The 19,792-nt window shown below is 73.9% G+C and carries 20 protein-coding genes; 7 read left to right on the top strand and 13 right to left on the bottom strand.

Annotation, left to right across the window (positions count from 1 at the left end; genetic code table 11):
* Nucleotides 1-114: 114 nt before the first annotated feature.
* Nucleotides 115-387 carry a hypothetical protein gene (locus ACFV2S_RS09580; RefSeq protein WP_385555819.1) on the bottom strand — a complete coding sequence of 91 codons (273 nt, stop codon included), beginning with the start codon at nucleotides 385-387 and terminating at the stop codon, nucleotides 115-117.
* Nucleotides 388-780: 393 nt separating this feature from the next.
* On the opposite strand from ACFV2S_RS09580, the gene ACFV2S_RS09575 reads away from it, so the two are divergent.
* The 3 genes from ACFV2S_RS09575 to ACFV2S_RS09565 all read left to right on the top strand — a co-directional run bounded on the left by ACFV2S_RS09575 (nucleotide 781) and on the right by ACFV2S_RS09565 (nucleotide 2,842).
* Nucleotides 781-1,476: a type 1 glutamine amidotransferase domain-containing protein gene (locus tag ACFV2S_RS09575; RefSeq protein ID WP_385555817.1), complete on the top strand. Its 696-nt coding sequence runs from the start codon at nucleotides 781-783 to the stop codon at nucleotides 1,474-1,476.
* A 99-nt stretch (nucleotides 1,477-1,575) separates the two neighbouring features.
* Entirely contained in the window at nucleotides 1,576-2,007 is a 432-nt protein-coding gene (locus tag ACFV2S_RS09570) for a nuclear transport factor 2 family protein (RefSeq protein ID WP_385555815.1), read from the top strand.
* A gap of 40 nt (nucleotides 2,008-2,047) precedes the next feature.
* Nucleotides 2,048-2,842: a YqjF family protein gene (locus ACFV2S_RS09565; protein ID WP_385555813.1), complete on the top strand. Its 795-nt coding sequence runs from the start codon at nucleotides 2,048-2,050 to the stop codon at nucleotides 2,840-2,842.
* 15 nt (nucleotides 2,843-2,857) lie between these two features.
* Here the strand turns inward: ACFV2S_RS09565 and ligA are convergent, their stop codons facing one another.
* The 7 genes from ligA to ACFV2S_RS09530 form a co-directional block, all read right to left on the bottom strand.
* A complete protein-coding gene (gene ligA / locus ACFV2S_RS09560; RefSeq protein ID WP_385555811.1) occupies nucleotides 2,858-4,924 on the bottom strand; it encodes an NAD-dependent DNA ligase LigA in 2,067 nt (688 codons plus the stop codon).
* 52 nt (nucleotides 4,925-4,976) lie between these two features.
* Nucleotides 4,977-5,843, bottom strand: a complete 867-nt coding sequence (locus ACFV2S_RS09555; protein ID WP_385555810.1) for a hypothetical protein — start codon at nucleotides 5,841-5,843, stop codon at nucleotides 4,977-4,979.
* A 47-nt stretch (nucleotides 5,844-5,890) separates the two neighbouring features.
* A complete protein-coding gene (locus tag ACFV2S_RS09550) occupies nucleotides 5,891-6,457 on the bottom strand; it encodes a DUF4291 domain-containing protein (protein WP_385555808.1) in 567 nt (188 codons plus the stop codon).
* A gap of 282 nt (nucleotides 6,458-6,739) precedes the next feature.
* A complete protein-coding gene (gap, locus tag ACFV2S_RS09545; protein ID WP_385555806.1) occupies nucleotides 6,740-7,738 on the bottom strand; it encodes a type I glyceraldehyde-3-phosphate dehydrogenase in 999 nt (332 codons plus the stop codon).
* Nucleotides 7,739-7,869: 131 nt separating this feature from the next.
* On the bottom strand, nucleotides 7,870-8,826 hold the full coding sequence (locus ACFV2S_RS09540; protein ID WP_385555804.1) for a GlxA family transcriptional regulator: 957 nt from the start codon (nucleotides 8,824-8,826) through the stop codon (nucleotides 7,870-7,872).
* A 62-nt stretch (nucleotides 8,827-8,888) separates the two neighbouring features.
* Nucleotides 8,889-10,229 (bottom strand): FAD-dependent oxidoreductase, encoded by a 1,341-nt coding sequence (locus tag ACFV2S_RS09535; protein ID WP_385555802.1) that lies wholly within the window; start codon nucleotides 10,227-10,229, stop codon nucleotides 8,889-8,891.
* A gap of 126 nt (nucleotides 10,230-10,355) precedes the next feature.
* Nucleotides 10,356-11,237, bottom strand: coding sequence for an acetylxylan esterase (locus ACFV2S_RS09530; RefSeq protein ID WP_385555800.1), 882 nt, complete (start codon nucleotides 11,235-11,237; stop codon nucleotides 10,356-10,358).
* 314 nt (nucleotides 11,238-11,551) lie between these two features.
* Between ACFV2S_RS09530 and ACFV2S_RS09525 the strand changes: the two genes are divergently transcribed.
* Nucleotides 11,552-12,817: a serine hydrolase domain-containing protein gene (locus ACFV2S_RS09525; RefSeq protein WP_385555798.1), complete on the top strand. Its 1,266-nt coding sequence runs from the start codon at nucleotides 11,552-11,554 to the stop codon at nucleotides 12,815-12,817.
* Between the two features lie 75 nt (nucleotides 12,818-12,892).
* Here the strand turns inward: ACFV2S_RS09525 and ACFV2S_RS09520 are convergent, their stop codons facing one another.
* From ACFV2S_RS09520 to ACFV2S_RS09510, 3 genes are all read right to left on the bottom strand, one after another.
* On the bottom strand, nucleotides 12,893-13,426 hold the full coding sequence (locus ACFV2S_RS09520) for a GNAT family N-acetyltransferase (protein WP_385555797.1): 534 nt from the start codon (nucleotides 13,424-13,426) through the stop codon (nucleotides 12,893-12,895).
* 63 nt (nucleotides 13,427-13,489) lie between these two features.
* Nucleotides 13,490-13,918, bottom strand: coding sequence for a nucleoside deaminase (locus ACFV2S_RS09515; protein WP_385555796.1), 429 nt, complete (start codon nucleotides 13,916-13,918; stop codon nucleotides 13,490-13,492).
* Nucleotides 13,915-14,778, bottom strand: a complete 864-nt coding sequence (locus tag ACFV2S_RS09510; protein ID WP_385555795.1) for an LLM class flavin-dependent oxidoreductase — start codon at nucleotides 14,776-14,778, stop codon at nucleotides 13,915-13,917. The genes ACFV2S_RS09515 and ACFV2S_RS09510 overlap by 4 nt, the downstream gene beginning before the upstream one ends.
* Before the next feature lie 94 nt (nucleotides 14,779-14,872).
* Between ACFV2S_RS09510 and ACFV2S_RS09505 the strand changes: the two genes are divergently transcribed.
* The gene (locus ACFV2S_RS09505; RefSeq protein ID WP_383790815.1) at nucleotides 14,873-15,340 is read left to right on the top strand and encodes an Lrp/AsnC family transcriptional regulator; all 468 of its coding nucleotides are present in this window, start codon (nucleotides 14,873-14,875) and stop codon (nucleotides 15,338-15,340) included.
* A gap of 52 nt (nucleotides 15,341-15,392) precedes the next feature.
* Here the strand turns inward: ACFV2S_RS09505 and ACFV2S_RS09500 are convergent, their stop codons facing one another.
* Complete coding sequence (locus tag ACFV2S_RS09500) at nucleotides 15,393-16,118, bottom strand: SDR family NAD(P)-dependent oxidoreductase (protein WP_385555792.1); 726 nt, start codon at nucleotides 16,116-16,118, stop codon at nucleotides 15,393-15,395.
* A 105-nt stretch (nucleotides 16,119-16,223) separates the two neighbouring features.
* On the opposite strand from ACFV2S_RS09500, the gene ACFV2S_RS09495 reads away from it, so the two are divergent.
* Entirely contained in the window at nucleotides 16,224-17,063 is an 840-nt protein-coding gene (locus tag ACFV2S_RS09495) for a LysR family transcriptional regulator (RefSeq protein WP_385555790.1), read from the top strand.
* Nucleotides 17,064-17,077: 14 nt separating this feature from the next.
* Here ACFV2S_RS09495 and ACFV2S_RS09490 read toward each other — a convergent pair whose 3' ends face one another.
* A complete protein-coding gene (locus ACFV2S_RS09490; RefSeq protein ID WP_385555788.1) occupies nucleotides 17,078-18,043 on the bottom strand; it encodes a serine/threonine dehydratase in 966 nt (321 codons plus the stop codon).
* Between the two features lie 209 nt (nucleotides 18,044-18,252).
* Between ACFV2S_RS09490 and ACFV2S_RS09485 the strand changes: the two genes are divergently transcribed.
* Entirely contained in the window at nucleotides 18,253-19,662 is a 1,410-nt protein-coding gene (locus ACFV2S_RS09485; RefSeq protein WP_385555786.1) for a hypothetical protein, read from the top strand.
* The last annotated feature ends 130 nt before the right edge of the window (nucleotides 19,663-19,792 follow it).

Genomic DNA, 19,792 nt, shown 5'->3' with positions numbered 1-19,792 from the left:
GGTCACCGCACTTCGAACCAGACCCGTTATGGGTACGTGATCAGGTCGGCCCGTCACCCCGCCCTGGATGTCTGTCACATGAACGGACTCCGACAGTTGAACGGCGCTCGAAGATCAGGCGTGCCGACGGGCCCGGAGGAACCGGACCCCCTTCAGCGTGAGGGCCAGGCCCATCAGACCCAGACCGACGAACATGGCGGTGAGGTGGGAGAACCCGAGGCCCGCGAGGAGCAAGAGGCTGCTCACGGAGTCGAGCAGGTCGATCCGGGCGTCGACGCGCCGCTCGGCCTCGGGTGCGCGCATCCGGCGCAACAGGGAGCCGAGGGAGAAGAGCTGGAGAACGGCCAGGGCGACGAACACCCAGCGAAAGCCATCAGGTATGTCCACGTCGGACAATCTAGACGCCGCGGGTGGGGCGATCACCGCATGGGCCCACCGGCCCCGGGAACCTGCCGGGCCTTCAACTGCGGCGCCGTCCACCGGTGTCGGACCCGGCGGACGGACGGGCCGACGGTCCCGCCCCGCCGACTCCGGTCTCCCCTCCCCACGAGGCGGACCCGCCCTCGCCCGATGCCGGCCGTGCCCCTATTCCCCGCCGAGCCATCGGGGTCCCTATGGCAGGCATCGGTTTCTTCATTGGATGCCCAGGGGACGCGCCCCTACTGTCGAGGACATCGCCGCAGTGACGATCTCGCCGGGGAACGCCAACCGGAGCAGAGTGTCAGCTGTGCGCACCCCGCCACCGGGCCCTCCGGCCCCGTCACCCCCTGGAGCTCCCCCATGTCGAAGATCCTTTTCGTGCTGACCGGCGCCGACCACTGGACGCTGGCCGACGGCACCGAGCACCCGAGCGGATTCTGGGCCGAGGAGGCCGTCGCGCCGTACGAGGCGTTCAAGGCCGCCGGCCACGAGATCACCGTCGCCACGCCGGGCGGCGTCGTCCCGACCGTCGACGCGGGCAGCCTCGCCCCCGAGGCCAACGGCGGCCAGGAGGGCGCGGACAGGATCGCCGCGTCGCTCGCCTCCATCGACGAGATCAAGAACCCGATCAGGCTGGAGGACGCCCGTCCGGCCGATTACGACGCCGTCTTCTACCCCGGCGGGCACGGCCCGATGGAGGACCTCGCCGTGAACGCGGCCTCCGGGCAGCTGCTCGTCGACACCCTGCGGTCGGGCACGCCGCTGGGCGTCGTCTGCCACGGCCCGGCCGCGCTCCTCGCCGCCACGGACGCCGACGGCTCGAACGCCTTCGCCGGCCGTGAGGTCGCAGCCTTCAGCAACGCCGAGGAGACCCAGGCCGGCTTCGCCGACAGGGCGAAGTGGCTGCTGGAGACCCGGCTGGCCGAGGCCGGCGTGAAGGTGCGCGTCGGCGAGCCGTGGGCGCCGCACGTCGTCGTCGACGGCAACCTGGTCACCGGCCAGAACCCGGCCTCCTCCGCCCCGCTCGCCGCGGAGCTGCTCAAGAAGCTCGCCTGACCCTCGCCGTGATCGCGTGGCGGGCCCTGGACGCGGCCCGCCCACGTCACTACGCTCCTCTTCACCTACTCACATAGTTGACTAGTTGCGGAGATGTCTATGAAGTCCTTCCGTCAGGCCGTCGAGGCGAACGACCACGCGGCGATCGAGGCCCTGCTCGCCGACGACGTCGTCTTCACCAGCCCCGTGGCCTTCAAGCCGTACCCCGGCAAGGCCATCACCGCCGCCATCCTGCGCGGGGTCACCCGCGTCTTCAGCGACTTCCGCTACGTCCGGGAGATCACCGGCGAGGACGGCCGCGACCACGCCCTCGTCTTCGAGGCGCGGGTCGGCGACCGCGCGATCACCGGCTGCGACTTCCTCCACCTGGACGAGCACGGACTGATCGACGACTTCATGGTGATGGTCCGGCCGCTCTCCGCCGCGCACGCCCTCGCCGAGGCGATGGGGGCGCAGTTCGACCGCATCGCCACGGAGGCCGCCGCCGCGGTCACGCCCCCGGTCGAAGGCGACGAGCCGTCGGGCGTCTGAACCGTCCGGGCCCCGCCTCCGGGTCCGCCATACTGCTGCGATGCCCCTGCCGCCGCCCGCCCTGGAGCCCGAACCCCTGTCGGCCGACCCGCCGCACCGCACGGACCTCACCCTGCTCACCCAGTCCTGGCTCGACCTCACGTTCCTGCACTGGCCCGTGGACCCCATCGAGGTGGCCCCGCTCCTGCCGCCCGGCACCGTGCCCGACACCCTCGACGGGGTCACCTACGTCGGCCTCGTGGCCTTCCGCATGCACCGGGTGGGCTGGTTCCGCCTGCCGGGGATCCCCTACCTCGGGAGCTTCCCGGAGACCAATGTGCGGCTGTACTCGGTGGACGGTCACGGGCGGCGCGGTGTGGTGTTCCGCTCGCTGGACGCGTCCCGCCTCCTGCCGGTGGCCGTCGGACGGTGGGCGTTCCGCATCCCCTACGTGTGGTCGAGGATGACCGTCCGGGCCGACGGCTCCACGCTGACGTACGCCGGCAGGAGGCGGTGGCCCGGGCCGCGCGGAGCACACAGCACCATCAGCGTGGACATCGGCGAACGGGTCGAGGAGCCCACCGAGCTCGAACACTTCCTGACCGCGCGCTGGGGCATGCACAGCTCCTTCCGCGGGCGCCCCCTCTACCTCCCGAACACGCACCCCCGCTGGCCGCTGCACCGCGCCCGCCTCCTCGCCTGCGACGAGAGCCTCGTCACCGCGGCCGGTCTTCGCCGTCCCCCGGGGGAGCCGGTGAGCGTGCTGTACTCCCCGGGTGTTCCCGTGCGGTTCGGCCCGCCGCCACGGCTCCCCCGCGCCGTGACCGTCCCGCGCCAGCGGAACGGCGGCGGCTGACGCCCCCTCCCCCGGTCAGTCCAGGCAGGCGGCCACCAGCGCGGCGAAGGCCTCCGGCGCGAGGACCTCGACGCCGAGCTCCTGCGCCTTGACGGCCTTCGAGCTCGGCTTGCCGCTCGCGGACGGCGCCGCGACCAGGTACGTCGTCCTGGAGTTCACGCCGCTGCCCACCCGCCCGCCGGCCCTCTCGATCAGCGCGCCCATCTCCGAGCGCCCCCAGCCGTCCAGCGGACCGGTCATCCTGCCCGTCACGACGACGGTCGCCCCGCTCAACGGGCCGCCGGCCTCGCTCTCGTCCTTCTCCTGCCGCGGCTCGGTCATGGCGACGCCAGCCGCGACCAGCTTGTCGATCACCGGGGCGAGCACGGACACCTGCTCCACGATGACCGGCGCCTTCTCCGGACCTATGCCCTCCACCTCCTGCAGGGCCGCGGCGTCGGCCGCCCGGATGGCGTCCATCGTCCCGAAGTGCGCGGCGATGCGCCGGGACATGCTGCGGCCGGTGCCCGGCACCCCGAGCGCGCAGAAGACACGGCTGAGCGGGCGGGACCGGGCGACCCGGATCTGCTCGGCCAGCTTCGCGCCCCGCTTGGCGCTGCCCGAGGCGGCGGTGAGCTGCTCCTCGGTGAGCGTGAACAGGTCGGCGACGTCGCCGACGGCCCCGGCGGTGATCAGGGCGTCGACGTACTTCCTGCCGAGGCCGTCGATGTCGAGGACGTCGCGCCCGGCGACGTACTCGATCAGCGGCGCCAGGGCGCAGGCGGTGCCCTTCGCGCAGCGCCACCGCTCCTGGCTCCTGTCGATCTCCCCGCCGCAGTTCGGGCAGGTCCCGGGCAGCGGCACGGGCACGGCGCCCCGCGGGCGGAGCTCGACGACGGCGGCCTGGACACGCGGGATGATGTCGCCGGCCTTGTGGACGGTCACGGTGTCGCCGATGTGGAGGTCCCGGCGGAGGATGTCGGCGGGGTTGTGCAGGGTGGCGCGGGTGACGGTGGAGCCGTCGAGCTCCACGGCCGTGAGGACAGCGGTCGGGGCGAGCACACCCGTACGGCCCACTTCCCAGAACACGTCCTCCAGGACGGTCTGGCGCTCGACGGCCGGGAGCTTGTAGGCGATCGCCCAGTACGGGAAACGGGTGCCGAAGCCCGCCGCCGCCTGCTCCGCGGCACTGTCCGCCTTGACGACGACGCCGTCGATGCCGAACGGCAGGGCCGCGCGCAGGGCGGCGATCGCGTCGACCCTCTCCTGCGCCTCCGCCAGCGTGGCGACCGTGTGCAGTCCGGCCGGGGACGCCGCCGTGGTCCGCACTCCCGCCGCCGCCACGGCGGCCAGGGTCTCGGCGTGACCGGCGCCGGCGGGCAGGAAGGCCGCCCCGTCCAGGTCGACCGCGCCGTACGCCCAGAAGGTCAGGGCCGCCCGGTAGGGCCGGTCCTTGGCCCGCAGCGTGCCGGCGGCGCCGTTGCGCGGATTGGCGAAGACTCCCGCGCCGTGTGCGAGGCGCATCTCGTTCGCCGCCTCGAACTGCGCCCGGGTGAAGAGGACTTCGCCGCGCGCCTCGAAGGTGGCGGGCACCGGCAGCTGCTCGGGAAGGCCCTCGACGGTCCCGATGACGTGGCTGACGTCCTCGCCCCGCGCGCCGTCGCCGCGCGTGATGATCTGCACCAGGCGACCGTCGCGGTAGCGGGCGGCGACGGCCGCGCCGTCCATCTTCGGCTCGACGGTGAACCCTCCCGCGGGCTCGTGTCCGAGCCGGCGCCGGAGCGAGGCGCCCCAGGCGACGAGCCCCTCCGGGGCGAAGACGTTGTCGAGGCTCAGCATCCGTGTGGTGTGCGCGACGTCGCCGACGGGTGCGGCACCGTCGGCGACCTGGCCGGCGGGCGAGTCCGCGGACACGTCCCCGGGGTGCTCCGCCTCCCAGGCCGTCACGGCGAGCCGCAGTCGGTCGTACGTCGCGTCGTCCATGACGCTGTAGCCCGCGCCGTAGTAGGTGCGGGACGCGTCGCGCAGGCCCTCGATCGCGGCCTGGTACGCGGTACGGCTGGGCAGGCTGAAGTGCGCCTCAACGGCGGGCGTTGTCGTCATGTCCACCATCCTGGCGCAGGGCACTGACAACGCCCTTCGGGACGGCGGGCGCCTACTGCGTGCTCATCCGGTGGGGGTGCGCGGGGTCGGCGGGGCAGACGAAGGCGCGGTACTCGTCGCGGCCCGCCGCGACGCCGGTCGGGGAGCCGGCCGACGGGAACGGTCCCCAACTCGCCTGGCCCTCGGTGGCGTCGAGGGTCAGCAGCAGACGCATCTCGGCACGGCAGGCCTCGCAGTGGACGCGCACGAGGTCCGTCCTGTGCCAGGAGTCCCAGCCGCCGATCTTCCAGCCCGGCGCGAGGGAGAGGTCGTACTGGTAGGTCGGCGCCGCCGCTCCCGCGCGCTCCCGGAGGGCGTCCTCCCACGCGTCGATCCGCTCCACGAGCGCCGGGGGCAGGTAGTCGGCCCACGGGTACTCGACGATCTGCTCCGGGTGGAGCACACACGGCTTCGGCACGTACCGCGCGTGCTCGACGACCGACGGCCCGGGCTGCACCCGCAAGGGGTCGGTCACGTCCGCCGCACGGCGCCAGAAGAGCCGGGTCGACGGGCCGAAGTCGCTGAACCCGCCGTCCTCGTGCCCGTCGAACGGGCACCACAGCACCTGGAGCAGGTCCCTCCCCCGCGGTGCGAAGGCCGCCAGGTCGGGCACGTCGTGGGCGTGGAACTGCGCGAGGGCGAGGAGCGGGAGCGGGCTCCCGTCGTGCCGGTCCGGCCGTCCCCCGTGGCCCCGGTCCCGGCACACCGGCCACGCCTCGTCCGCGGGCCACAGCAGCGGTCCGCCCACGGAGCTGTCGGCCGCGGTCGGCGCGCCGGGGCGTGGATGGAGCCGCGTCGCGGTGCGGGCGTAGGCGCGGAGTTCGGGGAAGGGGACGGTGATGTCGAGGGGGCGGTAGGGGGTCGTGGGCGGAGGTGTCACCGTGCCGGGGCATCCGGTCGGGGCCGCCACTCCCCCGGGTCCGCCGGTCACGCCCCCGGACACAGGCGGCTCTCCAGCGTCCGCGGCAGCGGGTAGACGCGCTCGACGGGGAACAGCGCCCGGGCCTTCCCCTCCCGCCCGCTCCGGAGGAGCGCCGCGGCCTTGTGGACCCGGGGCGTGATGTCCGTGAGATCCACCGTCCACTCGTCGGTGAACGCGCGGATCAGGTGCCGGCTGATCCCGACCTGGATGCTGTAGTGGTTCAGCGCGGCCCCGCGGGCCGACCGTTCCGGGTCCCACTGGACGTGCACCGCCGCCCGCGCCACGTCCGCCGGGTCGCCGGTCGTCGGCACGGCCCGCGACAGGGCCTCCTCCCATCCCTCGCGGGTCATCCGCACGGCGAGGATCCGCTCCTGGCCGGGCTTCCGCGCCCAGTTGCTGCGGTGCATCAGCCACAGGAAGGAGGGCTTGATCCACGTCATCCGGTGGAACGAGAAGGGGGCGACGAAGCGCCCGGCGCGCAGCGCCGCGTCGGCGACGGCGGGCGCGTAGGCCTGGTGGACCACGATCGTGCGGGCGTCGTGGTCGGCACGGATCTGGTACGGGGGTGCCATGCCCCGCACCCTGCCACGCGGCCCGCGCACGGGGCGAAGGCTTTTCCCGGGCGCAGGGCGGTGGTTGCGGCGCGGACGGGGCATGGCACGGGAGCGGCCACGCGCCCGGAGGGCCGTCCGAAAACGCCGCAAGGCCCAGGCCGATGCGGGGGGGTACGCGGGCGGGGGGGGTCGGGGGGGGCCCGGGCCGGCGGGGCGCGCGGGGGGGGGGACGGCGGTCGGGCGGCGCGCGCGGGGCGCGGGCGCCGGGGGGGGGGCGGCCGCCGGTGGTGCGTCGCGTCGTCAGTTGGCGGCGAGCAGCCCGAGGGTGTCGATGACGCGGTTGGAGAAGCCCCACTCGTTGTCGTACCAGGCGACGACCTTGACGTGGCGTCCCTCGACGCGGGTGAGGGCCGAGTCGAAGATCGACGAGTGCGGGTTGCCCACGATGTCGGCGGAGACCAGCGGGTCCTCCGAGTACTCGAGGACACCGGCCAGCGGGCCCTCGGCCGCGGTGCGGTAGGCCGCCAGGACGTCCTCGACGGTCACGTCGCGGGCGACGGTCGTGTTGAGCTCGACGATGGAGCCGACCGGGACGGGGACGCGGATCGAGTCGCCGGACAGCTTGCCGTCCAGGTTCGGCAGGACGAGGCCGATGGCCTTCGCGGCGCCCGTGGAGGTCGGGACGATGTTGACGCCGGCGGCGCGGGCGCGGCGCGGGTCGCGGTGCGGACCGTCCTGCAGGTTCTGCTCCTGCGTGTAGGCGTGGACCGTCGTCATGAAGCCGTGCTCGATGCCGGCGAGGTCGTCGAGGACCTTCGCGAGGGGGGCGAGCGCGTTGGTCGTGCAGGAGGCGTTCGAGACGATCGTGTGCAGCTCGGCGTCGTACGCGTCGGTGTTCACGCCGTACGCGAGGGTGACGTCGGCGCCGTCCGCGGGCGCGCTGACGAGGACCTTCCGGGCACCGGCGTCGAGGTGCGCGCGGGCGGCCTTGGCGGAGGTGAAGCGACCGGTCGACTCGAGGACGATGTCGACGCCCAGCTCGGCCCACGGCAGCTGCGCCGGCTCGCGCTCGGCGAGGACCTTGATGCGGCGGCCGTCGACGACGAGGGTGTCGCCGTCGACGGTGACCGGGCGGCCGAGGCGGCCGGAGGTGGAGTCGAAGGCGAGGAGCCGCGCGAGGGCGGTGGGCTCGGTCAGGTCGTTGACGGCGACGACCTCGAGGTCGGTGTCGCGCTCCAGGAGGGCACGGAGCACGTTGCGTCCGATGCGGCCGAACCCGTTGATGGCGATGCGAGTCATGTTGCGATGTCCCTTCCGACCTGCTGATTCGTCACCCAGGTTCGCTCGGATCACCCGCCTCGACCAGCGGCGTGATCGCCACGGTCCGCAAGTATCGCGCCAAGGTCACGAGAGGATTCCGGTGCGGCGGCCTATTCCCCCCGTGCGAAGGTCCGCCGGTAGTCGCTCGGCGTGGTGCCCAGGATGCGCTGGAAGTGCAGGCGCAGATTGGCCCCGGTGCCCAGGCCGACGTCGGCGGCGATCTGCTCGACGCCCCGCTCGGAGCGTTCGAGCAGTTCACGGGCCATGTCGATGCGGGCACGCATGACCCACTGCATGGGCGTGTAGCCGGTGTCCTCGGCGAAGCGCCGCGAGAAGGTGCGCGGCGACACGGCCGCGTTCCGGGCGAGGATCTCCAGCGTGAGGGGCTCGCCGAGCCGGTGCAGGGCCCATTCGCGGGTGGCGGCGAACCGCTCGCCGAGGGGCTCCGGCACGCTGCGCGGCACGTACTGCGCCTGGCCGCCGCTGCGGTAGGGCGCGGCGACCAGACGCCGGGCCGCGTGGTTCGAGGCGCCCACGCCGAGGTCGCCGCGGAGGATGTGGAGGCAGAGGTCGATGCCGGACGCCGCTCCCGCGGAGGTGAGCACGCTGCCCTCGTCGACGAAGAGGACGTTCTCGTCGACGCGGATCAGCGGGCGCTTGGCCGCGAGGGCCCGCGCGTAGTGCCAGTGCGTCGTGGCGCGCCTGCCGTCGAGGAGGCCTGTGGCGGCGAGCGCGAAGGCCCCCGTCGAGATGGCGGCGAGCCGCGCCCCGCGGTCGTGGGCGGCGATCAGCGCGTCGACGACGGCGCGCGGCGGGTCCTCGCGGTCCGGGTGGCGGTAGCCGGGGACGAAGACGATGTCGGCCCAGGCCAGCGCTTCGAGGCCGTGGGCGACCTGGTACGCCAGGCCGTCGCCGCCGGCCACGACCCCGGGTTCCGCGCCGCAGACCCGTACCTCGTAGGGCATGCTCGCGCGGGTCGTGAAGACCTGCGCGGGGATGCCGACGTCGAGGGGTTTCGCTCCTTCGAGGACGAGGACGGCGACGCGGTGGAGACGTGAGGCAGACACGTCCACGAGGGTACGCGGCCCGGTGTCCGCGCTGGTCAGCGGCGGTCCCGGCGGTTCTCCCCTCAGCTGCCCCAGAGGACGCGCGCCGTGCGGGCGAGGACGCGGGGACCGGTGAGTGCCCTGGGGTGCGCGCGCATGTGGACGACGTCCAGGTACGTCTGGTTGACCTGCGAGTCCCTGACCGAGGCGGTGGTGATGCGGTCGCCCGCCCAGCGCAGGAACCGGTAGCCGCGCGGGTACGGGCCGGTGACGTGCGGCTGCGCGAGGTCGGCGGTCGTCGAGAGCTGCCAGGCGGCGTCGACGACCACGGCGGCCCGGCGGAAGTAGCCCCAGGCCGGGTCGTGCGGCGAGACGCCGCTCCGGAGGTGGACGTGCAGCGAGGAGGCCTGGAGTGCGGCGAGGGTCAGCCCCTGGCCGTAGACGGGGTTCACGGTCGCCATGGCGTCTCCGAGGACGACGAGTCCGCCGGGGAAGTCCGTCAGGTCCGCGAACCGCCGGCGACGGCTCTCCCTGAAGTGGAAGGGCTCCACCTCGCCGGTCATCTCGCACCGCTCGGCGACCTCCCGGAGGGGAGCGACGCAGCGCCGCATCCGGGCCAGGAACTCGGCGCGGTCGCGTCCGGGACGGTGGCCGGCGTATCCGGCGAGGACGACGGACCAGGTGCCGTCCTCGGCGGCGGCCAGGGCCCCGGGTTCGCACAGGACGGGCTGGTAGTCGCCGGCGGGGCCCGGGGTGGAGTGGGCGATGACCGTGCCGGGGAGCTCGCTCCCCCGGGTGAAGCGGGCGGTGGCGTAGCCGAGGTCGACGCGCATGCGGTCCACCGGGGCCTGGCCCCAGCCCTCGGCCGCGAGCCAGGTGCCGAGCCGGCTGGAGCGTCCCATGGCGTCGACGACGAGGTCCGCCCGCACGTCGTACTCGCTGTGATCGGTGTCCTCGGCGGCCGTGGCTCCCGCGGCCGCCAGCCGGACTCCGACGGCCCGTCCGCCCTTCAGGAGCAGCCCCCTGCCGGTGGCGCGCTCCGGCCTGACGTTGCCGAGTCCCATGACGCGGCGCCGGACGTGAGCCTCGATGAACGGGCGGCTCGCGCCGAGCATCGTCACGTCGTCGACGGGGGCCTTGAGGGCTCCGTCGACGTAGAACCGCACTTCGTCGCCCCGGCCGAGGCGGGCGCCGCCGGCCACCATCTCCCGGGTGATGCCGGGGAAGAAGTCCTCGATCCTGGTGTGGCCCATGGCGAGCAGGGCGTGCAGCTGCCGCCGGTGCGGTGCGCCGGGACCCGTACCGTCGCCGTCCTCGCCGAGGAGGTCGGGTTCGACGACGACCACCTCCTCGGCGAAGTCGCTCAGGACCCGGGCGGCGAGCAGCCCGGCGAAGCTTCCTCCCAGAACAACGGCGCGCTTCACGTGTTCCCCCTCCCTGCCGGGTCTGTTCCCGGCCGTCGCGAAGATCGTCACGACGGCCGGGACCCTACCGTGCGCCGGAGGTGTCCGGTGCCTCTCCGGGAGACGGCGGTACGGTGCGGTCGGCCGTCAGGCCGCCGGGCCCGGGATCAGCAGCGCTCCGCTGTTGCGGTCCCATCCGGACCACAGGTTCGTGTCCGTGCAGGAGCCGCAGCCGGGGCCGAAGAACACGCCCCGGGCGTTCTCGTCGCCCATCAGCCAGAAGCGCAGCCAGGCCGTGGTCGGGCCGCGGAAGTCGCCGCCGTCGCCGATGGAGCTGAGGTGTCCGGCGCCGCGGACCTCACCGTAGACGGCGGGGACGTGGGAGGAGTCCCGGTACAGCGCCTTCACGAGGGCCGGCCACACGATGTGGTCCCGCTCCCCCGCCAGGTAGAAGACGGGCTCGTCCATCAGGTCGGGGTCGGTCAGCGGGCCCGGCTGGATGGGGAGGGCGGTGTCGACCCGGGGGTCGGCCGCGGCGTTGACCGCGGCGGCGCCGCCCTGCGAGTGGCCGGCGGAGGCGATGTGTTCGAGGTCCACCTTCCGGTAGTAGGGGCTGGAGCTGTCGGCGTTACGGTGCTCCAGGACGTCGATGCCGGCGCGCATGCTGATCGCGAAGTTGGAGGTGGGGGTGTTGGCGGCGGCGACGATGAAGCCGTGGCTCGCCCAGTGGCGGAGCAGCGAGCTGTAGATCCCGGGCACGGCGCCGGTTCCGTTGCCCCAGATCACGACCGGGTGGAGCTCTCCTCGCCGCCCCATGTCCTTGGGGTGGTAGAAGGTGTGGACCGCCTCGATGTCGACGTCCACCTCGTACGGGCCGGGCTGGTCCCAGGCGGTGCCGACGGACGGGATCCGGCCGGTCGCCGCTTCCGTGGCTCCGGCGGTGCCGGGGCCGGCGCAGACGGCCGTCAGGACGGCGAGCAGCAGGGCGCACAGTGCGCGGCCGCCTCGCCGTGACAGGAATCGTGGCACAGGAACTCCTCTGTGGGTGTGGCACGTTGCGCGTCCTCGCAAGCGTGACCAGCGCCATGGTGGAGCCCCCCGGTGACGGTTGTCCCCCGGCAGGAGCCCAGTCCTTGCGGACCACGGCTGGGCAGTCGCCCAACGGGCGGGGTCTGAACTACGCCGTCCGGATCTCGTTCCTCGTGTCCGGAACCGTTCGCGACCGTGCGGCACTCATGATCGTTGGACCGGGGGTCCCGCGCGACAGCGGCGCGGTCCCCCGCTCCTGCGGCCCACCCCCGCCGAGTGCCGCGCCGAACGTTCGGAAGAACAGAGGAATCACCGTGTTCCAGTCGTCGCACCGCCGCCTGGCAGTGAGCGCCACCGCCCTGATCGCCGCACTCGCGGCGGGGCTCGCTCCAGCCACCGACGCGTTCGCCACCCCCCTCGTCCCCGCTGCCACCGCCGCACACGCGGTTCCCGCCCCCGACATGGCGGGCGTGGTCGCGGCGCTCGACTCGGCCATGGCCAACGGCGCTCCGGGGGCGATGGCCCGGTTCACCGGGCCCGACGGGGTCCGGAGCCGGACCGCGGGCGTCCGGGACCGGGTGTCGGGGGCGCCCATGGACATCAACGCCCGGTTCAGGATCGGCAGCGTGAGCAAGACGTTCTCCACGGTGGTGCTGCTGCAGCTGGTGGAGGAGGGCCGGCTGGAGCTCGACGCACCTGTCGACCGCTACCTGCCCGGGCTGCTCCCCGACCGCCGCATCACCGTCCGGCACCTGCTCACCCACCGCAGCGGGCTCGCCGACTACACGGACGCGATGTTCAACGACACCGTGCCGGGCTTCGAGGCCGTGCGGAACCGGGTGTTCAGCTACCAGGAGCTCGTCGACCTGTCCCTGCGCGAGCCCCGGACCACCGAGCCCGGCGCGGCGTACAAGTACTCCAACGCGAACTTCGTGGTCGTCGGCATGCTCATCGAGAAGCTCACCGGCCGGCCGGTGTCCGACGCGTACCAGCGCCGCGTCTTCACGCCGCTGAAGCTCACCGCCACGTCGTACGTCCACCCGGACACCCGCATCACGGGCCTGCGGGTGCGGGGCTATCTGCACCCGGACGCGGCCGGCGACCCGCTCGTGGACTCCACGGAGCAGACGGTGTCCTGGGCGCAGTCCGCCGGTGCCGTCATCTCCAGCCCGGCCGATCTGAACACCTTCACCAGCGCGCTGATGAGCGGCCGGCTGCTGTCCCCGGCGATGCTGGAGGCGATGACGACGGTCACGCCGACGGACGCCACGAACACCCGGTTCTACGGGCTGGGCCTGCGCCGCTACGACCTGTCCTGCGGTACGCGGGTGTTCGGGCACACGGGCACCGTGCAGGGCTACTACACCTACGCGTTCTCGACGCGGGACGGCCGTCGCAGTCTGTCCGCCGTGGCGAACACGTCGAACCACGGCGAGGCGAACACGGCGCTCGGCGGAACGCTGGAGGCGGCGTTCTGCGGGAAGAGGCCGTCGGCGGCGTCCTCGCGCGCCGCCGCGTCGCCGACGGCCGGTGACGTCTCGCCGCTGCCGGCGGAGCGCGACCTGCCCGAGCGCCACTGACGGTGCGCCGGGACCCGGCCGGAGCTCCGCCGACGGCTCTCCGGCACGGTCCCGGTGCTCACGCCCGGTACGTGCTCACGCCTGGTACTCGGTGAGGTCGATGGCGTAGACGTTCAGGGGGAGGCCGAAGACCGGGTGGCTCGTCTCCCGCTCCGGCACCATGCCGAGTTTGCGGATGACGTTCTCGGAGGCGTGGTTGCCGGTGTGGGTGATGGCGATCACCCGGTCGAGCCCGCGGTCCTGGAGGGCGAACTCGAGGACCGCGTGGGCGGCCTCGGAGGCATACCCCTGGCCCCAGTACGGGCGGCCCAGGCGCCAGCCGATCTCCACGGCGGGGAGCACCTCCGGGAGGAAGTCCGGCACCGAGAGCCCCGCGAAGCCGATCAGCTCCCCGGAGCCGAGGAGCTCGACCGCGAAGATCCCGAAGCCCTCCTCGTCCCACTCCTCCTCGTACCGCTCGACGGCGTCCGCGGTCTGTTCCGGGTCGCGGACCGAGCCGTCGCCGATCCACCGCATGACCTCGGGGTCGGCGTTGATCTCGGCCATCGGGGCGAGGTCGTCGTCGCTCCAGCGGCGGAGGAGGAGCCGGGGGGTGAGGATCTCGGTCATGCCTCCATCCTGACGCACGCGGCGTCCGGTCTCACGGCGGAGGACGGGGCCGCCGCCGTCGGATCAGCGGTAGTACGGCTCGACCGCGGCCCGTACCTCGTCGAGCAGCGCGGGGCCGTCCTGCGGCACGGGCGGGCGGTGCGGGGCGGGCCGGATGTCGAGGAGCTGTGCGCCGGAGAGCGCGTAGACGACGCGACGGAGGCCCGCCTGCCGGATGACCGCCTCGCACATGCCGCACGGCTCGCAGCTGGTGTACAGGGTGGTCCCGGCGGCCGTCGCGGGGTCCAGTTCCCTCGCCGCCCACCGGGCGAGCTTCAGTTCGGGGTGGGCGGTGATGTCCCGGTCGGTGAGGGTGGTGTTGCGCTCCTCCGCGAGGACGGTCCCGTCCGGTGCCGCGAGGAGCGAGCCGAACGGCGGGTCGCCGCCGTCCCGTGCCTCGGCCGCGAGGGCGATGGCACGTCGGAGGAGAGTGTGGTCGTCGGCTGTCGTCATGACGGCTCCGTTCGGGTGCGGTGCGGGGGGAGGTGCGCGGCCACGGTGGCGAGTGCCTGCCAGGCCTTCTGCGGGTGCGTGGTCTCGTGGGGGTCACCGCCGTACGGGTCGAGGACGACGGTCTCGGCGCCCATCCGCCGCAGCTCGTCGAGGTCGTCCATGATCTGGTCGATCGTTCCCTCCCCCGCGAGGCGGTCCCGACCGCCGACCCGTTGCGGGGTGAGTCTGAGGGCGATGCGAGGGGCCAGGGCGGGTGGGGGCGCCTGCTGCTCGTCCGCGTACTCCGCCAGTCTGGCGGCGCCTTCGCGCAGCTGCGTCAGGGTGCGGCGCAGGGGGTGCCAGGCGTCTCCGAACCGGACGGCGCGGCGCAGTCCGGCGTCGCTGTGGCCGCCGATCCAGACCGGGATGCGCCGGTCGCCGTAGGCGGCGGTGTCGGTCCACGCCTCGCGCACGGCCCTGAGGTGGTCGTCGGTGAGCCTTCCCCTGCGCTCGAACGGGATCCCGAGGGCGGCGAACTCCTGGCGTGCCCAGCCCACTCCCACCCCGAGGACGAGCCGGCCGCCGCTGAGGGCGTCGAGGTTGGCCGCCATGCGCGCGGTGAGCAGCGGGTGCCGGTAGGGGGCGATGAGGACGGTCGTGCCGAGTCGTACCCGGGTGGTGACGCCGGCCAGCCACGACAGCGTGGTGAACGGCTCGTAGAAGGGGGCCGGGTAGCGCTCGGCGACGTCGGGGGTGATGGCGATGTGGTCCGAGAGCATCAGCAGGTCGTATCCGAGGCCCTCCACCGTCCGGGCCCAGTCGCGCAGCGTTCCGGGGTCGGCTCCGGGGCCGAAGTTGAGGATGTTGACTCCGATCTTCACGCGGCACAGGCTAGCCAGCCCCGAAGGACGATCAGAAGTGATTCCCGCCTGTTCAGGGGCCGTTCGACCGTGGAATCGCCGGTATTCTCGTCGTATGACCGAGAGTCTTGATACGACGGACTGGGCGATCCTGACGGAGGTTCAGCGGGACGGCCGGATCGCGTACACGGAGCTGGCGCGGCGGGTGAACCTGAGCGCCTCGGCGACGAAGGAACGGGTGCGGCGCCTGGAGGAGTCCGGGGTGATCACGGGCTACCGGGCGGAGGTGGACCTGGAGCGGATCGGGTACGCGGTCCTCGCGGTCGTCCGGCTGAAGTACCCGGGGACGCGGCACGAGCCGCTGCGCCGGCTGCTCGGTGAGCGGGCGGAGATCCTGGAGTGTCTCCGCACGACCGGCGACGACTGCTACGTACTGAAGGTGGCGGCGACGTCGATGGCCCATCTGGAGGAGATCGTCGACACGCTGGCGGAGTTCGGCAGCACGACCACCAACCTCGTCTTCAGCCGTCCCCTCCCGCTCCGCGGCCCCGGCGAACCGGGGGGCTCCCGCCACCCCGGCTGACGTTCGCCACGTGTCGTGGCCGTGCCGCTCCCACCCTGGGCCGGGGAGTCCGTCACCAGGGCACGGACCCGCCGTCGTCGAAGAATCCTCCGGTCGGTCCGTCGTCGGGCAGGGTCGCGAGGTGGATCGCGATCGCCGCGCCCTGCTGGGGCGTGCGGACGCCCTGGAAGCCGTTGAGGTCGGTGGCGGTGAAGCCGGGACAGCCGGAGTTGATCAGGATGCCGGTGTCGCTCAGTTCCTTGGCGTACTGGACGGTGAGGGCGTTGAGGAAGGTCTTGGACGCCAGGTACGCGGCGGGAACCGGGCCCATGTCGACGCCGGGCGTGGTCTGCAGGGCGAGCGAGCCGACGCTGCTGGACATGTTCACGATCCGCGGCGATGCCGAGCGGCGCAGCAGCGGCAGCATCGCGTTGGTGACGCGGATGACCCCGATCACGTTGGTCTCCACGACGGCTCGTACGGTCGCGGGATCGACCGTGGTGGGCGTCTGCGGCGAACCGCCGGTGATCGCGGCGTTGTTGACCAGGACGTCGAGCCGTCCGGCGCGTTCGGCGACCAGCTCGGCCGCCGCCGCCGCACTCGCGTCGTCCGCCACGTCGAGCGGAACGCCGAACGCGTCGGTCCCGGCCGCGCGCAGCCGCTCCACCGCGGCGTCGCGGCGCCGTCGATCCCGCGCGCCCACGCCGATGCGCCAGCCCAGCGAGCCCAGGCCCGACGCGATCTCGTATCCGATTCCCTTGTTCGCGCCGGTCACCAGCGCGATCGTCTGTTCCGTCATGGGACCCAGCGTGGTGCGGACCCGGGTGGGACGTCCAAGACCGGCCGGGTGGGCGGCGATACCGCACGGATATCGGTCGTGGTGGGCGCCGGATACGATGACGTGGTGGAGACGCGGGAGCTTCGGTACTTCGTCGCCGTCGCGGAGGAGTTGCACTTCGGGCGGGCGGCGCAGCGGCTCTCCATGGCGCAGCCACCGCTGTCACGGGCGATCCAGCAGCTGGAGCGGCGGCTCGGGGTGGTCCTGCTGCACCGCACGGCTCGCGCGGTCGCCCTGACCGAGGCCGGGTCGGTGCTTCTGCGGGAGGGCCGGGCCGCACTCGACGCGGTCGAGGCCGCCGAGCGCCGCACGCGCCGCGCAGCCGCCGGACCGCCCGGTGTGGTGCTGGCGACGAAGGCCGGCGCGGCCGGCGAACTGCTGGCGAAGCTGCTGGACGCCTACGCCGCCGAGCCCGGCGCGCTCGCCGTCGAGGTGCTGCTGTGCGGGCCGGGCGAGCAGGAGAGGCTGCTGCGCGACGGGCGTGCCGATGTCGCTCTGCTCCAGCGGCCCTTCGACTCGACGGCCGGGCTCGACACCGAGGAGCTGCGCACCGAACGGCAGGTCGTGGTCCTGCCCGCGGGGCACCCCCTGGCCGACCGACCCCATGTGTCGATGGCCGAGGTCACCGCCCGGGCGGGCCTGCCCCTGCCGCGCTGGCCCGGACGGGACGGCGGCTATCCGGACGGCCCCGGCCCGCGGGTGCGCGACCACACCCAGTTGTTCCAGCTGATCGCACTCGGACGGGCCTGCGCGGTCGTGCCCGAGTCCCTTCGGGCCGGGCTGCGCGACGGTCATGCGACGGTGCCGGTGCCGGACGCTCCGGCTGTCACCACCGTCATCGCCTGGCCACCGCACAGCAGGTCCCGGGCGGTCGCCGACCTCGTCCGCACCGCGACCCGCCTCTAGGGTCGTGCCGACGGTCAGGGCAGGCGGGGCGGCGTGAGGTCCGTGGGATCGGTGTTGGCGCCGCACAGGACGACGCACACCTTCTCCCCCGGTGAGGGGCGGTAGCCGGTTCCGGCGGGGCCGGTCAGGGCCGCGAGGGCGGTGGCGGCGGCGTGTTCGACGGCGAGACGGCGGTCGTCCCAGAGGGCCCGGCGGGCGCGGACGACGGCGGCGTCCGTGACGAGGACGGAGTGGACCGACTCGTCCTGGGCGGCGTTCACGGCGAGGGAGGTGGCGCGGCGGGCGCCGAGGGCGTCGCTCGCGACGGAGTCGACGGTCACGTCGACGGGGTGTCCGGCCCGGAGCGCGGCGTCGAGGGCGCGGCAGTTCTCGGGCTCGACGGCGACGGTGCGGATGCCGTGGTGCCGGGCGGCGGTGGCGACTCCGGCGAAGAGCCCGCCGCCGCCGACCGCGACGACGACGGTGTCGAGCCCGGGGACCCGCTGGTGGATCTCGTCGAGGAGGGTGCCCGCCCCGGCGGCGATCAGGGGGTGGTCGTAGGCGTGGGAGGCGAGGGCACCGGTCTCGGCGGCGTACGCCTCGCAGGCGGCGAGGGCCTCGGCGTACTCCGACCCGACGAGCCGGACGTCGGCGTCGAGGCCGCGCAGTCCGTCGACCTTCACCCGGGGTGCCGTGGCGGGCAGGAAGACGGTGGCCCTGACCCCCTGGCTGCGTGCCGCCCAGGCGCAGGCGAGGCCCGCGTTGCCGCCGGAGGCGATGGTGACGCCGGCGTCCGGGAGGGTGCCCCGCTCGCGGTGGGCGAGGAGGAAGTTCTGTGCGCCACGGGCTTTGAAGGAGCCGGTGTGCTGCATGAGCTCCAGGGCGAGGTGGAGCTCGTACGGCTCGGTGCCCGGATCGGCGGGGGTGACCGTGACGGGGCGGACGTGACCGGTGATCCGCTCGGCGGCGGTCGTGACGTCGGCGTACGCGAGGGTGTGCACGAGGTGCTCCTGAAGGGGGCCGGGGCCGGTCGTCGGTCCCGGCGATCTTCTCAGGGTCCGGTGGGAGGCGGGGAGGCGGGGCCCGCCCGGAAGCCCTTCGAAACGTGGTTGACCAGGCGCTCCGCAGCGGGCGATAGTGTCGCCGCTCGGCCGGGAACGTTCGGCTGGAATCATCAGGGTGGGGACTCTTGCACAGGGAAGAAGACGGCGTGGCCGCGTCCGGGGCCGCGTGCGCTCGCGCGACCGCGCTGATCGCCGCGGGCCGGTACGCGGAGGCGCGTGAGGCCGCGGGGTCGGCGCTCGAGGCGGAGGGGCCGGAGCCCGCGCTCTTCCTCGTCCTCGCCCGCGCGCACATGGCCGAGGACGACGACGACCACGACGACGACGCCGAGCGGGTGTTCCGACGGGCCCTCGACGTCTTCCCCGACCATCTCGACCTCCTCGCCGGGTACGCCGAACTCTGCCGGCGCTCCGACCCGCTGGACCGGCCCGGACGCCACGGCCGCGGCCCCGTCCTGCTGGAGCGGCTCCGGGAGCTGGCGCCCGACTCCCCGCACCTGGGCCGGGCCGACGTCCCGGGCTCCCCCCTCGCGACCGCGGCGGCCAAGGGGCCTTCGGCCGCCCGGGTGCAGCGCCACGACGTCGTCCAGGCGCTGACCACCGCCGCCTCACCGGAGGCGGCCGGGGAGGAGGCGCGCCGGCGGGCGGCCCTCGCTCCGTACGACCTTCGGCTCGCCGTCCTCGACGCCTCGCTCACCGCCCTCGCCCGCCCGGGACGGGCGCCGCTGCGGTTCCTCGCCCGCCGCAGGCCCGAGTACCTGCTCGTCGTCCAGTCGGTCGTGGCCGCTCTGGTGATCGCGCGGTTCGCGCTGGAGGGGTTCCCGTCCTGGATCCCGTTCGCGGTCGCCGTGCTCGCCGATCTGCCGCTCCTGGCGCTGCGGCTTCTCCTGCGCGGCGCCCGCGAGCGGGGCGGGGAGCGGGCTTCGTGCGTGGTGGACGTGGAGCCCGGCGCCGCGGAGCCGTCCCTGCCCGACGTACCGCGCCGTCCGCGGCGCGAGCTGGCCCTCGTCGGTGCCGGGGCGGCCGTGCTCCTCGGCGCCGTCGCGACCACGAGCGTGCTCGCGTACGTCGAGTACACCGCGTATCCCCGGTACGAGGCGGTCGCTCCGAACAGCTTCCGGGGGATGGCGCGGATGGACATGGGCGAGCAGTTCGGCGGCTCGGTCAGCGACCCGCGCGGCCGGGTCGAGGCCTCGTTCAACGCGGTCTACACGGGGGGCTCGGGCGACGGGTCGGAGCTCTCGGTGAGCGCGTCCATCGGCGACTTCCACGATGCCACCGTCGCCCTGGTGGAGCAGAGCGGCGCGCTCCTGTCGCGTACCCCCGGGGTGACGCCGCTCGACGACGGATGGATGGCGGACGCGGGCGCCTACGGCGGCTGGATGCGGTGCACCCGGTACACGGAGGACCTCGTGGGGACGCCCAGGGCCATGTGCTACTGGACGGACAAGGGAAGCATGGGGTACGTGACGTTCAAGGCCTCGCAGGACATGGCGCACGCCGACATCGAGCAACTCGCCCGCATGGCCCGGCAGTCCGAGCTGCGGCCCGTGTCCTGACCGGACGGAGCCCCGCATCGGGACGACGGAAGCGGCCCCCCGGCCCCCCCGCCCCGCCGGGGGGGCGGGGGCCGGGGGAGGGGCGCGTGAGGGGTGGGGGGTGGGGGGGGGCGGGCCCCCGGGGGGGCCC

Origin of the sequence: Streptomyces sp. NPDC059695 (assembly GCF_042733785.1) — a bacterium.
Lineage (GTDB): Bacteria > Actinomycetota > Actinomycetes > Streptomycetales > Streptomycetaceae > Streptomyces.
Note: the sequence above shows the minus strand (reverse complement) of the source record. Positions and strands in the feature narration are given on the sequence as shown.